Genomic DNA, 13,429 nt, shown 5'->3' on the forward strand with positions numbered 1-13,429 from the left:
TCGTAAACATTTAGCGCAGTTCACTAACGGCTATGTGGTCCATATCACCGAAGACTTGGTTTTCACCGACCATGCCCCAGATGAATGTATAACGCTTGGTACCCACGCCAGAATGAATAGACCAGCTGGGTGAAATCACCGCTTGTTCGTTGTGAACGAGCAAATGGCGGGTTTCTTGTGGCTGGCCCATCATATGGAAGACGGCCGTTTCTTCGTCCATATCAAAGTAGAAATACACTTCCATGCGGCGGTCATGGGTATGGCAGGGCATGGTGTTCCAGAGATTGCCGGGGGCCAGTTTGGTTAACCCCATAGTCAGTTGGCAGGTTGGCAACACATCGGGCACGATGTATTTATTGATAGTGCGGCGATTACTTGTCGCGTCATCACCCAATGTTTGTGGTGTGGCCTCTGCCAGCGTGATTTTCTTATTGGGATAAGAAGTATGTGCTGGGGCGCTGTTGTAATAGAACTTGGCCGGTTTTTGACTCTCAAGGCTACTGAAGATCACATCCCTTGCACCTTTACCCACATACAAGGCTTCTTCGTTACCAATTTCATAAACCTGTCCATCAACTGAGATAAGACCAGGTCCACCAATATTGATCACGCCCAGCTCACGGCGTTCCAAAAAGTAACTGACACCCAGTTGCTTACCCACTTCATCACCAATGCTGACCGTTTTCTCGACCGGCAAAATACCACCCACAATGATGCGGTCGATATGGCTATAGGTCATGGTGTATTCATCGGCGACAAAAATATTCTCAATCAAAAATTCACGACGCAGGCCGGCGGTATCGAGTTGTCTGGCGTGGTCGCTATGAATGCTTTGACGAATTTGCATGTCGGTGCCTCTCTTTCGGTTCGGACCGGTGTTTCTTTTGATGCGGTGATGATAGTATTTGCGGGAAGTTAATTCAATTAAAATGAAATGATGTTTTATTATTTTTTGAGGGGCGTCATAATTTTTGGATTAATAATGATCGAACTGTGAATTTTGGCCGTAGAATGAGCCGAATTCAGCGTGAAACTGTGACTGGGCTACAGACTATTCTGCATAATAGTGAGGAGAAATAATGAAGATGTTCTTTATTAATGATGAAACGCCTTGGGAAGAGCTAGGTAATGGTATTAAACGTAAAGTGATGACCTGGAGCGATGAGCTGATGATGGTCTGTGTTCACTTTGAGAAAGGTGCCATTGGTGTAGCGCACAAGCATGATATTCATGACCAGATTGCTTATGTGGCGGCAGGTAGTTTCGAAGTGGAAATCGACGGTCAAAAACGCGTTTTAAAAGCCGGAGATGCGTATCGGGCGATTAAGAACGAAATGCATGGTGCGGTATCACTGGAAGATAATAGTATTTTGATCGACACCTTTACGCCTAAACGGGATGATTTCCTGTAAAACGAATTCGGGCGGTTGAGTTACTCACTCTGACCGCCCTTTATCGCCAAGATAATAATCAACCTGCCGCTACGAAATATGTTCCTTTCGCAATTGTTCTAATGAGTTCAACTGAATATCTGACAGAGCCCAGCGGGGGTCGGCGCGGTATTCTTCCGACGGAATGACAATAGAGCGCATACGTGCTGCTTTAGTGGCAATCATCCCATTGACAGAATCTTCCAGCGTGACACATTCCAGAGGGTCAACACCCAGTTCAGCCGCAGCATTCAAATACACTTCAGGATGTGGTTTGCTGTGGGGCAGATATTCTGCGGAAACCAGGCGGTCGAAGTATTTTTCAATGTTTAACATCGCCAGGACGCGTTTTTGCATATGTAGTGGAGAAGCGGATGCCAGGCCAATTTTCAGCCCTTGCGCACGGCAAAGATCCAATGCATATCCCACACCGGGTAATACCGGCTTGGTTTCTTCTACCAAATCTATCGCTCTGGCAATAATACGGTTGCAAACTTCTGCCTGACTTGGCCCTTGCCATGGCATGGACTGGAACCAAAGTTTCACGACTAAATCGATGCGTAATCCGAGGGTGTCGGGCAATGAATCTCTTGAGGAGGTATCCAGCCCCAACTCAGTGAAAATATCGAGTTCAGCCTGTAGCCATAAAGGCTCCGAATCAATCAGCAAGCCGTCCATATCGAAAATTGCGGCCTTAATAGTGTGAGGGGTCGCCATTTATTATTACTCCTGTTTGGTCTCTAGCTACGGATTTAACACTGTAACATTGGTTCATAATGATTGAACCGGTGGAACACAATTCTTTGTCTTTCTTACGATGTAATTTATTAACTTAATGATATTGCGCTGGATGAGCTAGGCTTGAGTTTGTGTTAATCGTAAGAACTTCAGCAAAATTCTGCACAAGACCGGGATGTAGCGGGTAAACTAAGGCTACATAAGTTGTGGTATTTACAAGGAGAAGTCATGACCTATCAACAGGCTGGGCGTGTCGCTGTCATCAAACGGATAGCCGGGTGGCTCGTTTTTATTCCAGCACTGCTGTCAACATTGATTTCAATTATCAATTTTGCCTATCAATATAGTCAAAAAAGCACTGGGGTTAATGCGGTAATGCTGGATTTTATCCGCGTCATGACCGATATGATCCGCTTTAACACGACTTTTCTGGATATCTTCTGGTACAACTCACCGGTGCCGAATTTCGAACAGGGTTTTTCAGCATCGAATATGATGTTCTTTATCATTTATATGCTGATTTTCGTTGGTTTGTCATTACAAGCCTCCGGTGCGCGGATGTCACGACAAGTCCGTCACATTCGCGAAGGTATTGAAGACCAAATGATTTTAGAGCAGGCCAAGGGCAGTGAAGGGCGTAGCCGCGAACAGTTGGAAGAGAAAATTGTATTACCGCATCACACCATCTTTTTGCAGTTTTTCACCTTATATATTCTGCCATTAGTAATAGGTGTGGCGTTCTATTTTGTCATCAAGCTGTTAGGAGTGATGGCTGAAGGGTAGCAACCATACCGGACAACACTGTTAAGTCTGATTAATCAGATCATAATGAAAAGGTCCATAATATGGGCCTTTTTTCTATCCCCCCGAACAAAAAAAGTCTAATCCTTTACTTTAGGGGGGATTAGCGCTGCATTAAAATCTTTCTGGATACAGCAGTTTTTCAACCGCAATCTGAGCATTAATCCAGTGTTGCCCACCAAACAGATTACTGCGGTTCAATAAGTAATAAAGTTGATAAATAGGTTGGCGCTCAATAAAGTCAGCCGGAAGTGGCCAGATACTCTGATAACCATCATAAATCTGTGCCGGAAGTTCTGGGTAGAGCGGCAACATGGCAAGGTCACACTCGCGGTCACCCCAATAACAGGCGGGATCAAAAATAACCGGCCCATTGGCACTGGAAGCACAGTTTGCCGGCCATAAATCGCCATGTAGCAGGGAAGGTTGCGGCTGGTGGCCCTGTAAGCGTTCTTGAATCAGATGAGTGATATGCTCGATATCACCAAACGACATGCCTTTCTCTGCCGCCAATTGTAATTGCCAACCAATGCGCTGTTCAGCGAAAAACTGCGCCCAGCGCCGTTGCCAGCTATTGGGTTGTGGTGTGGTGGACAAATCATTATCAAAATCCAGCCCAAATTGCAGTTGTTCACTCCATTGATGTAAATGCGCTAATTGTTGACCCAGACAATAAGCGTTATGAGCATCTAAGGGTTTAAGCGGGATATATTCAAGTAGCAGGAAGCTGTATTCACGATCACTACCCACACCATAAACTTCAGGCACTTGGACGGTTTTGCTGCGGGTTAATAGAGAAAGTTGGTCTGCCTCGGCGGTAAATATGGGCAGCATTTCACGGGCATCACATTTGACGAAAACTTCAGTATCACCATAGCTGAGACGCCAGGCATCATGAATATCCCCGCCGGGCAGTTCGGTTCTTTCTCGGATTTCAGCGGGCCCGAAATATTCACTTAACAGACGATTCACTACTTGCCACATGATTCACCCCCTATCAGCTGCCAGTTATACCCTTCATTTATGATGATTGAAGCGTTGTTCGCTTGCTGCCTACCTGCAATCCCAATGATCTTGAATGCAGAATGTTAGGTTAACTTCTTTATGGTGCGAAGCACAAGACCCCGTGCACAGGGAACACATGCAGGATCAAACAAAAGGAAGATTCCACTGCTTATTGGGCCGCAATTCATGCTCTGGCCGATGACTTACTGCTATGGCGACAGAAATACATTTGGTGAATAGTCATTAATAATAAGCCGTAGTGCGCAAATACAATACGGCAAGTATATTAAAGCTCAATTTATTATAGCAGGTTACCTTTGGGCGTATTTTCAGCCCCGCCATCTTTGGTTTTCAACGCTATTGGGCGGCCTTTCATCGGCTTTATATGGCTGTATATGAGTGCGATGACAAAGAATAATGCCTGAATAATGACGATGCAGGGGCCTGTTGCGCCGTCAATATGGAAGCTTATTAATGTCCCTAATACACACGAAAGCACTGAAGCCAAAGTGGCGACAACCAGCATCTGATCAAAACTGCGGCACACCATAAAGGCGATAATACCCGGAGATATCAACATGGCGATAACTAAAATAACCCCAACCGCCTGCAATGAAGCCACAATAGTTAATGCCAGCAAACAGAGTAAACTATAGTGCAATAATTTAACCGGCAGCCCAATGACACGGGCGTGGTTTGGGTCAAAGCAGTACAGCATGAAATCTTTGCGCTTTAACAGCACCACTAACAGAGTGAACCCGGCAATCCATAAGGTTTGTTTCAGTTCCGCCAGTGAAATACCCAGCATATTGCCGAACAAAATATGGCTAAGATGCTGGTCAGTATCCATACGGGAAAATAGCACCAGACCAAAAGCGAACATCCCCGAGAATACAATCCCCATGACCGTATCCTCTTTAACCCGGCTGTTTTCTTTTAAATAGCCAGTGGCGACAGCACAGAAGACCCCCGAAATAAAAGCCCCGATAACCAATGGGATACCCAACCAAAAGGCCAATACAATGCCCGGTAGCACGGCATGAGAGATAGCATCCCCCATCAATGACCAACCTTTTAGCACCAGGTAACAAGATAAAACTGCGCACACCACACCGGTAATGATGGCGGCCACTATCGCCCGTTGCATAAAAGGGTAGGCGAAAGGTTCGCTGACCAGGCTGAACAAGGTATTCATATATTATCCTCCGGACGTGGGGCCGCAGGTTGACGGCGCTTCTGGCGCGTTTGATAACGCGTTGCCAGCAAGCCGTGTTTAGGGGCGAAGACAAAGGCCAACAGGAACACCACTGTTTGTAAAGTCACAATGACCCCGCCGGTTGCCCCATTAAGATAAAAGCTGAGATAAGCGCCAAAAGCACTGGTAAAAGCCCCAATGGCGATAGCTATCACCAATAAACGGCTGAAACGGTCAGTCAACAAATAGGCGGTTGCGCCCGGCGTGACCACCATAGCAATCACTAAAATCGCCCCGACAGTTTGCAGCGCAGCCACAGTACAGGCGCTCAGCAAGGTGAAGAATAAAATCTTTAACCGCAGTGGTGACAAGCCAATCGACAGAGCATGGCCTTCATCAAAAAACACCGCCAGCAAGTCTTTCCAAATCAGACATAAAATCACAAAAGAGACCAAAATAATGATTTCGACTTGCAAAACATCTTCATCGGCTATGCCCAAAATATTACCGAAAATAATCGACTGCACATTAACCGAGGTGGGATTGAGCGAAACAATTAACAGCCCGACGGCAAAAAAAGTGGAGAAAATAAAACCGATGATGGCATCTTCACGCAGGCGGGTAATGTGGCGGACTAATGTCATAGCCAATGCAGCGAGCATGCCGGTAAAGAATGCGCCAGCGGCATAAGGCAGGCCGAGGGCATAAGCACCCGCCACACCGGGCACCACGGAGTGCGAGAGCGCATCTCCCATCAGCGACCAGCCTTTCAGCATCAAATAAGCGGATAAGAAAGCACAGACCGCACCGACAATCGCGCTCACCCAAATGGCCTTCACCATGTAATTGTAGTTAAAGGGTTGCAGTAAAATTTCCAGCATTAGGGAGTATTCTCCTTCGACTGGCTTTGCGCCGGTGGATCATCTTTGGTATGACCATAAAATACCGCAGGGCGCTCGTCATCAGTGATAACTGTCACGGTGCGCGGGTCATTATCGTCGTGAAGCGTATTTCCCGATAGATTGATATGGCGCAGGACGCCACCAAAGGTCATTTCAAGGTTTTTTTGAGTAAAGGTGGTTTCTGTTGGGCCCGCCGCGAGCACAGTCTGATTAATCAAAATAACGTGGTCACAAAACTCCGGCACACTGCCGAGGTTATGAGTTGAAACCAAAATAAGATGGCCTTCATCGCGCAGCGCGCGCAGCAAATCAATGATGGCATTTTCTGTTTTGACATCAACTCCGGTGAAAGGCTCATCCAGCAGTAACACCGTGCCTTGCTGGGCCAGTGCGCGCGCCAGAAATACCCGTTTTTTCTGCCCGCCAGACAGTTCGCCGATTTGCCGTGAACGCAATGCGGTTAATCCGACCCGCTCAATAGCCTTATCAACCAGAGCTTTATCTTCCCGGCTCGGGATACGCAAAAAATTCATTTTCCCGTAACGACCCATCATCACCACGTCTTCAACTAAGACCGGAAAGTTCCAATCTACATCTTCGGTCTGCGGCACGTAGGCGATGGTATTTTGCTTTAAGGCGTGGCTAACCGGTTTATCACTCAGTTCTACTTTGCCCACGCTGGGTTTGACTTGCCCCATGATGCTTTTAAACAGAGTCGATTTACCGCTACCATTGACGCCGACTAATGCGCAGATAGTCCCGCCAGTGAGGGAAAAACTGGCATCATAAATAGCCGTATGCCCATTGTTATAGGTGACAGTGACGTTATCCACTATCAACTCCGGGCGGACAAAAACAGCAGGGTTCATTGACCAAATCCTTTCGCAATAGTTTGCACCGTGGTGTTAATCAAATCGATATAAGTAGGAACAGGGCCTTGCTCATTCGAGAGAGAATCAACATATAACACGCCACCATATTGTGCGCCGGTTTCTTTGCTGACTTGTTTAGCAGGTTTATCAGAAATAGTGCTTTCGCTAAATATGACCGGGATTTTATTGGCGCGCATGGTATCAATAACATGGCGTACCTGTTGTGGAGATCCTTGCTCTTCAGCATTGATTGGCCATAAATAAACTTCTTTAAAACCATAATCTTTTGCCAGATAACTGAAAGCACCTTCACTGGTCACTAGCCAGCGTTGCTGTTCTGGAATTCGGGATAAACGCTCACGTAGCGGAGCATCCAGTGCGGCAATTTTTTCAGCATAGGCTTTAGCATTGCGATTATAAGTATCAGCATGAGCGGGATCGTGTTCAACCAGCGCCTTGCGAATATTTTCAATATAAATCAATGCGTTTGAGGGGGACATCCAGGCATGTGGGTTAGGAATACCTTTATACGGCCCTTCACGGATAGGGAGCGGAGTAATGCCGTCAGTCACTACAGCAGAGGGGACATCTTTAATATTTTCGAAGAAGCGCTCAAACCAACGTTCCAGATTCATGCCATTCCATAAAATCAGGTCCGCTGACTGTGCTTTGACGATGTCACGCGGGGTCGGTTGATAGTCATGGATTTCAGCACCGGGTTTGGTTATCGACTCGACCACGGCCGCATCACCGGCGACATTTTGCGCAATATCTTGAATAATCGTGAATGTTGTCACAATTTTGAATTTTTTATCCGGATCGTTGGGCTTATTTTCTGCCAACGCTGAGGTGCTGATCAGTGATGAAATTGCCACAGCTGTTAACAAGGCGATAGCCCGTAAAAAACCAGGTCTGAAGCCGTGAATAGAGTGCAGGTAGGGTATTTTTTGCTTAGTAAACATGGCGATGTTCCCTTTCTTTAAATGAAAATGATTATCAATATCATTAGCGATGAAGTCAAGCCCCGCCATACAATAAACTAAAACTTACCGATAGTTACCGAATATAGCCTGATCATTATGTTAATAATGGTCAAACTAGCGCAAAAAATCTATTTGGACGAAGTGACAACTTGTATATGCTACCAAACAGCTTACTAGCTCGGGGAATACTGTGAATTCAAAAGTCGGTTGCCTAATGGCAATTTTATTGCTGGCGGGGTGCGCCAAACAAACCCCGCCACCGCAAGCAAATAATGGGTGGCTGAAGAACGCGCCCCAAGGTGGTTTCCTTAATGCACAAAAAAGCAGCGTAGGTTCAAGTACAGTTGCATATAGCGATGTAATTAAACAAGCCGCCAGCCATTATGGTGTTGATGAAACTTTGATTAAAGCCATTATCCAAGTGGAGTCTGGTTATAATCCTAATGTGGTCAGTACTTCAAATGCTGTGGGTTTGATGCAAATTAAAGCCTCTACTGCGGGTCGTGATGCCTACCGGATGAAAGGGCGTAATGGTCAACCAAGCTCTGGCGAATTAAAAGATCCAGTGAAGAATATTGATATTGGGACGGCTTATATCAATATTTTGCAAAACCAGCAGTTAGCGGGGATCAGTGATCCGCAAACATTGCGTTATGCGACTATCGTCTCTTACGCCAATGGCGCGGGTGCTATGCTGCGGACGTTCTCATCTGATAAACGTCTGGCAGTGAATAAAATTAATAGTCTTAGCCCGAACGAATTTTATCAGCATATACAAAAGAAGCACCCGGCCGCACAAGCGCCACGTTATTTGTGGAAAGTCGATACCGCTTACCGGGCGATGTCAGAATAATATTAAAACGCTAACCGATGTCGTTTATGGATGCATCAGCGTAAACATCGGCTAGCGTTTCTTTCTTGGTCATTGTTAGGTTATGCAACCACAGTGTGGTAATTGGCAATAATATCCAGCACACCGTTGATAATAAACTGTACGCCCATACACACCAGTAAGAATCCCATCAGCCGTGAAATAGCTTCAATACCACCTTTCCCGACCCAACGCATAATGGCACCAGAACTGAGCAGTGAACCCCATAAAATCAGTGAAACACTGAGAAAAATCAGCACGGGTGCAACTGTCACAACCCATGGGCTGAACATGTCATGACCTTTTACCGAGGCTGCTGAGCTGATGATCATGGCGATAGTTCCTGGCCCGGCGGTACTGGGCATTGCCAATGGCACAAAGGCAATATTGATCGATTTTCGTTTCTTTAAATCCTGTGATTTTGCTTCTAACTGCGTATCTTCTGCGGATTGCTGTGGGAAAAGCATACGAAAACCAATGAATGCCACAATCAGTCCGCCCGCGATGCGCAATCCAGGAATCGAAATACCAAAGGTACTCATGACAACCTGACCTGCGTAGTAAGCAACAGTCATAATAAAGAAGACATAAATCGATGCCATCTTCGACTGTTGATTACGCTCTTCGCTGGTCATATTGCCGGATAAACCGAGTAATAGTGCCACTGTCGTCAATGGGTTTGCCAATGGCAGCAGGAGAACTAACCCCAGGCCAATGGCTTTAAATAACTCAAGAATACTGTGCATTCATCTTGCTCCGGACATAACTTCAAACCAACCCAATGAAAGTAAAACATATTAGGCAATTAGCTGCACATCAGGCAAATATGCCCGCATACGCAATGATTACTTACCTTGCCACTCTACGCGATACCAATGCTATTGCCCAACGTCATTGGCATCGACGCCCAGCAATGAGTGTAACGGAGATAACAAGCACCCGAAGATATGTGATGTAGATCAAATCTTTGGCTGGCAACAGTTGGCTCAATACCGCAGATCCAGAATATACTCACCATAGTTCAAGCTGCTGCCGGCAGATTTGTCATCCTAGTCACTTACTGATTGTTGACCTTAAAATAAGTAAGCTCCTGGGAGTTCGCTTAATTGCCGCCTTCCTGCAACTCGAATTATTTAAAGCATAATCATGTCAGCATCAATTTTTGCAAGGAATAAGGTTTTGTGTATTTGTGATATCAGTGTTGAAGATGAATATATTCGTCAGCCATTATCGGCTTCCGCTGCGTGGGTGTTAGATACACAAGCTGCACGTGATCGTGGTCGTTTGCGTTTTTTAAAACCTAAACGTGAAGCCCGTCCCCGTTGGCGCTTAGCACCGCTTAAAGATACTTACGAAATCCGCTTTTATCCTAACCGTTTGCCCGAGCTCTGGTTTTTCAGTGCGGAAAATGCGTCCAGGAAGCGGCTCTAATCACTTTTAACTGAGCCCATAGTCGGTTTTGTTTGACAAGATGCATAAAGTGAATTTATTTTCATTTATTGTGCATTTAAATTCATCTTGAGGTTTTATGTCAAGCGCATTATTACCGGTAGAAAAACAGTTTTATGCTTATAATCAGCATGATCTAGCCGCTTTCGTGGCAAATTTTAGTGACTCATTTGTTGCTTACAGAATGCCGTCTACCACACCATCGCTGGTGGGAAAACAGCAATTGACAGAGTTTTATCGGACACAACGTTTTAATATTCCTGCATTAAGAGCTGAATTAATTTCTCGTAGCGTATTGGGTAATAAAGTGTTCGATTTGGAAAAAATTTACGGATTAAGTGATGAGCCAATAGAGAGTATGGCTGTTTTTGAAGTAAAGGATGGTTTGATTGTGACAGCATGGTTTTACTTTAAATAACGTGCCTTTTTATTAACTTTCACCTTATCTCTCCGGAGGCTAGCATGGCATTTACTGATAATGAACGCAGCGCTTTGTTGGCCGTCAAGGGGGTTGGGCCGACTGTTATTACACGTCTGGAGCAGCTCGGTTTTACTTCTCTGACTCAACTTGGTCAGGCTGATATGAATGAGATTGTTAGCAGCGCGGCTGCCATGGTGGGATCGACGTGTTGGAAAAATAGCCCTCAAGCGCGCTCAGCAATTCAAGCCGCTATCGATCTGGCCAAAATGCACTCATCAGAGTGAGTGCATCTCAACCGTTATCCTCTTTTTACTCAATATCTCTCTCGACTCGCATAGCTTATTTCTTTTGGTACTCTGTAGCAGCAGGGTATGGCTTCAGTAAATCATCCAGTATCTGCATCCTTTCTTCTATCGGAATATACAACCAGCGAGTAAACCAAGGTGTTTTCTCTGTGTTCTGTTGATGTGTCCGGCGAAAGTAAAGTTCGAGGCCCGACAGAACGTCGTTAGTCTGTTTCATCGTATTTCTCCCTCTTATTGACCAGTGTGCAAATCATAGGCAATGAAATGCGGAAGAAAAAGGGATGGAATATATCTTATTGTTCAGTATTTAGGGAAACGCCGCCATTTTAAGCAATGAGGAGTATTGACGAGGAGAGGGGAAAGAAAGCATGTAATTCTTGGTCTGGGCCAAATAAAACGCCCCGATTGCGTAAACAATCGGGGCGGCGTTCCAGTAACCATTGCTACACGGAAACGGAAATTGATTATGGACATATCCTGTTGAAATAGCAATACACCCAGTGCTACTCAAAAGCAATAGATCATAATGTAAATCATTGTTGGTAAGGATAAACACCTTTATACAACTGACGCCTGTTGTATGTGTGATAAAATCAGTTCCCTTCGCCAAACGTAACATTTAAAAAAATTGTGTCGGCGATTCAATCGTTTGTCTTTAGCTATTAGCGGAAATACCAATTCTAAAACAGACACACTTTAACTCATCAGAACGCATTTTAGCGGTTGGGAGCATGCTATGGTCGGTCCATTTATTAACAGTGCGGGGATAATCCTTGGGGGTATCATAGGTGTCTTGCTTGCCCGTCATGTGCCCAAACGGCTCCAAGAGGGATTACCGGCAACATTCGCTCTGGCATCGATATCCATTGGTATTGTGATGGTGATAAAAGTGCACTTTATGCCTGCTGTCATTTTGGCACTGATTATTGGGACAGCAGTAGGGGAGCTACTATCGCTGGAACAAGGTGTGAAGTGGGGGGCCAATAAAACTCGTGCTTTGTTAGACCGCATCATTCCTTCACGCAGTACCTTACCGCCACAGGAGTTTGCACAAAGTTTTACCGCCATGATTGTCTTGTTTTGTGCCAGCGGATTAGGGGTTGTAGGTTCTCTAACTGAAGGTCTTACCGGTGATTTTCAGCTGCTATTCGTAAAAGCTCTGATGGACTTTTTCACCGCGCTGATATTTTCCATCTCACTAGGTATTGCATTGGTAGCCATTGCGATTCCTCAATTGCTCATTCAAATCGCATTGGTTTTTCTGGCAAAACTTATTATGCCGTACATGGATGACATCGCTTTTGCCGATTTTTCCGCCTGTGGTGGGATTATTATGATTGCAGTTGGATTGCGAATTGCTCAAATTAAAATATTTGCTGTGGTGAATTTTCTACCAGCATTATTGTTTGTCGTGCCAATTTCTTATTTATGGCGTCACTTCATGGGATAAGAATTTGAGGGCGTGAGCGGCTAAGATACTGAAACGGTAGGCTTCTTTGCAAATGCTTATCATAGAAGTAACCGTTTCAATGTGGTGTAATGATGTGTTTTTATTTGATTATTTTTTGCCTAGCCAATTTTCCGGCATAAAAATTTGCCTTTTATTACGCCATCAAAAAAACGACCTTTCGAAACGGCCGACATAAAATTCTGGTGAACACGCTCAGGGACGCCAAGATACTGATAAATCCCTTGTTCTCTGAACTGTATCTCCAGCATGCGATTTTCAGGATCATAACCAATCGACAAAATTCTGGAGGATGTAACAGGGTGTCGCTGCAATAGTAGACCCTCAGTTATATGGTGTTGATATTATGCTGATCGTAGAGCAGTTTAAGCATGATAACTTTGTCGGTGATCATTATCACTGTTTGGTTGCCGTATTAATAGATTATTCGCTAGGTTTTATTGCCATTGCATTAAGTGGTGATAATATGACTTCACTTTATGGCATGATCTGTGTCACAAAGTAAACTGTATACACAGTTGCGTACCTGACCTGCTCCCCGTTGATTAGTACACCCCGATATTAGTAATTAGTAATGTCTTCATAAGCCACATGAGGACATCCCCAGTGCAAACAGACGAATGATCTTGCGTTCGATCTCGTAGGACAGTGTGGTTTGATGCTTTTTCACTAACAGGGGTTCAAACGAGCCATTACGATCACGTGGCGTCGCCAGTTCGAAGTTGCCTGTAGCGGCTTTAATGGTCTTTTTACTGGAGCCGTTTTTACGGTTGGCTTCCATATCCTGAGCCAGATGAGAGTCAAGCTCAGCAGCCAGTGCTGCTTCGGTTAACTGTTTTATTAAAGATGTTAAAATACCATTTTTCCCCGTTAGTGCCTGACCAGACTGGAGTGCTTTAAGGGCTTTGTCAAAATCGAAGGGGTGGAACATGTGTCATTCCTTTTTGATTGCATATTACTGGAATGACACAGAATTTCTAACACTCTCT

General features: G+C 45.1%; 18 protein-coding genes and 1 pseudogene. 8 read left to right on the forward strand and 11 right to left on the reverse strand.

Translation table 11 applies throughout. From position 1 onward, the window contains the following. Positions 1 to 10: 10 nt before the first annotated feature. On the reverse strand, positions 11 to 847 hold the full coding sequence (kduI, locus tag OVO64_RS02735) for a 5-dehydro-4-deoxy-D-glucuronate isomerase (RefSeq protein ID WP_038632538.1): 837 nt from the start codon (positions 845 to 847) through the stop codon (positions 11 to 13). A gap of 232 nt (positions 848 to 1,079) precedes the next feature. Between kduI and OVO64_RS02740 the strand changes: the two genes are divergently transcribed. Continuing rightward, entirely contained in the window at positions 1,080 to 1,412 is a 333-nt protein-coding gene (locus OVO64_RS02740; protein ID WP_038632541.1) for a cupin domain-containing protein, read from the forward strand. Positions 1,413 to 1,481: 69 nt separating this feature from the next. Here OVO64_RS02740 and hxpB read toward each other — a convergent pair whose 3' ends face one another. Further along, positions 1,482 to 2,147 carry a hexitol phosphatase HxpB gene (gene hxpB, locus OVO64_RS02745; protein WP_038632543.1) on the reverse strand — a complete coding sequence of 222 codons (666 nt, stop codon included), beginning with the start codon at positions 2,145 to 2,147 and terminating at the stop codon, positions 1,482 to 1,484. A gap of 249 nt (positions 2,148 to 2,396) precedes the next feature. Here hxpB and OVO64_RS02750 point away from each other — a divergent pair, with 249 nt between their 5' ends. After that, complete coding sequence (locus tag OVO64_RS02750) at positions 2,397 to 2,951, forward strand: YniB family protein (RefSeq protein WP_038632545.1); 555 nt, start codon at positions 2,397 to 2,399, stop codon at positions 2,949 to 2,951. A 132-nt stretch (positions 2,952 to 3,083) separates the two neighbouring features. Here OVO64_RS02750 and OVO64_RS02755 read toward each other — a convergent pair whose 3' ends face one another. The 5 genes from OVO64_RS02755 to yfeA form a co-directional block, all read right to left on the reverse strand. Beyond that, a complete protein-coding gene (locus OVO64_RS02755) occupies positions 3,084 to 3,953 on the reverse strand; it encodes a fructosamine kinase family protein (RefSeq protein ID WP_038632547.1) in 870 nt (289 codons plus the stop codon). 322 nt (positions 3,954 to 4,275) lie between these two features. Further along, the gene (gene yfeD, locus OVO64_RS02760) at positions 4,276 to 5,169 is read right to left on the reverse strand and encodes an iron/manganese ABC transporter permease subunit YfeD (protein ID WP_267248607.1); all 894 of its coding nucleotides are present in this window, start codon (positions 5,167 to 5,169) and stop codon (positions 4,276 to 4,278) included. Next, positions 5,166 to 6,050, reverse strand: coding sequence for an iron/manganese ABC transporter permease subunit YfeC (yfeC, locus tag OVO64_RS02765; protein ID WP_038632551.1), 885 nt, complete (start codon positions 6,048 to 6,050; stop codon positions 5,166 to 5,168). Before yfeC ends, yfeD begins: the two co-directional genes overlap by 4 nt. After that, positions 6,050 to 6,940 carry an iron/manganese ABC transporter ATP-binding protein YfeB gene (gene yfeB, locus OVO64_RS02770; RefSeq protein WP_038632553.1) on the reverse strand — a complete coding sequence of 297 codons (891 nt, stop codon included), beginning with the start codon at positions 6,938 to 6,940 and terminating at the stop codon, positions 6,050 to 6,052. The genes yfeC and yfeB overlap by 1 nt, the downstream gene beginning before the upstream one ends. Next, entirely contained in the window at positions 6,937 to 7,905 is a 969-nt protein-coding gene (gene yfeA / locus OVO64_RS02775; protein ID WP_038639472.1) for an iron/manganese ABC transporter substrate-binding protein YfeA, read from the reverse strand. The genes yfeB and yfeA overlap by 4 nt, the downstream gene beginning before the upstream one ends. 211 nt (positions 7,906 to 8,116) lie before the next feature. On the opposite strand from yfeA, the gene OVO64_RS02780 reads away from it, so the two are divergent. Then, a complete protein-coding gene (locus OVO64_RS02780) occupies positions 8,117 to 8,779 on the forward strand; it encodes a transglycosylase SLT domain-containing protein (RefSeq protein ID WP_038632555.1) in 663 nt (220 codons plus the stop codon). Positions 8,780 to 8,859: 80 nt separating this feature from the next. On the opposite strand, the gene OVO64_RS02785 is transcribed toward OVO64_RS02780, so the two are convergent. Next, positions 8,860 to 9,543: a MarC family NAAT transporter gene (locus OVO64_RS02785; protein ID WP_038632557.1), complete on the reverse strand. Its 684-nt coding sequence runs from the start codon at positions 9,541 to 9,543 to the stop codon at positions 8,860 to 8,862. Between the two features lie 433 nt (positions 9,544 to 9,976). Between OVO64_RS02785 and OVO64_RS02790 the strand changes: the two genes are divergently transcribed. The 3 genes from OVO64_RS02790 to OVO64_RS02800 all read left to right on the forward strand — a co-directional run bounded on the left by OVO64_RS02790 (position 9,977) and on the right by OVO64_RS02800 (position 10,951). Further along, a complete protein-coding gene (locus tag OVO64_RS02790) occupies positions 9,977 to 10,228 on the forward strand; it encodes a hypothetical protein (protein WP_038632559.1) in 252 nt (83 codons plus the stop codon). Positions 10,229 to 10,325: 97 nt separating this feature from the next. Then, on the forward strand, positions 10,326 to 10,664 hold the full coding sequence (locus tag OVO64_RS02795; protein ID WP_038632561.1) for a nuclear transport factor 2 family protein: 339 nt from the start codon (positions 10,326 to 10,328) through the stop codon (positions 10,662 to 10,664). Positions 10,665 to 10,708: 44 nt separating this feature from the next. After that, a complete protein-coding gene (locus OVO64_RS02800) occupies positions 10,709 to 10,951 on the forward strand; it encodes a Pathogenicity locus (protein WP_038632563.1) in 243 nt (80 codons plus the stop codon). Positions 10,952 to 11,006: 55 nt separating this feature from the next. Here OVO64_RS02800 and OVO64_RS02805 read toward each other — a convergent pair whose 3' ends face one another. Continuing rightward, positions 11,007 to 11,189, reverse strand: coding sequence for a hypothetical protein (locus OVO64_RS02805; protein ID WP_038632565.1), 183 nt, complete (start codon positions 11,187 to 11,189; stop codon positions 11,007 to 11,009). A gap of 519 nt (positions 11,190 to 11,708) precedes the next feature. Here OVO64_RS02805 and OVO64_RS02810 point away from each other — a divergent pair. Then, positions 11,709 to 12,422, forward strand: a complete 714-nt coding sequence (locus OVO64_RS02810) for a DUF554 domain-containing protein (RefSeq protein WP_145540258.1) — start codon at positions 11,709 to 11,711, stop codon at positions 12,420 to 12,422. A 119-nt stretch (positions 12,423 to 12,541) separates the two neighbouring features. On the opposite strand, the gene OVO64_RS02815 is transcribed toward OVO64_RS02810, so the two are convergent. Next, the gene (locus OVO64_RS02815; RefSeq protein ID WP_038632569.1) at positions 12,542 to 12,754 is read right to left on the reverse strand and encodes a KTSC domain-containing protein; all 213 of its coding nucleotides are present in this window, start codon (positions 12,752 to 12,754) and stop codon (positions 12,542 to 12,544) included. Between the two features lie 32 nt (positions 12,755 to 12,786). Here OVO64_RS02815 and OVO64_RS02820 point away from each other — a divergent pair, with 32 nt between their 5' ends. After that, complete coding sequence (locus tag OVO64_RS02820) at positions 12,787 to 12,945, forward strand: hypothetical protein (protein ID WP_162928744.1); 159 nt, start codon at positions 12,787 to 12,789, stop codon at positions 12,943 to 12,945. A gap of 90 nt (positions 12,946 to 13,035) precedes the next feature. Here the strand turns inward: OVO64_RS02820 and OVO64_RS02825 are convergent. Then, a pseudogene (locus OVO64_RS02825) lies at positions 13,036 to 13,371 on the reverse strand (transposase); the annotation flags it as partial. Between the last annotated feature and the right edge of the window lie 58 nt (positions 13,372 to 13,429).

The sequence above is a fragment of the Yersinia sp. Marseille-Q5920 genome (assembly GCF_946902935.1).
Classification (GTDB): domain Bacteria; phylum Pseudomonadota; class Gammaproteobacteria; order Enterobacterales; family Enterobacteriaceae; genus Yersinia; species Yersinia rochesterensis.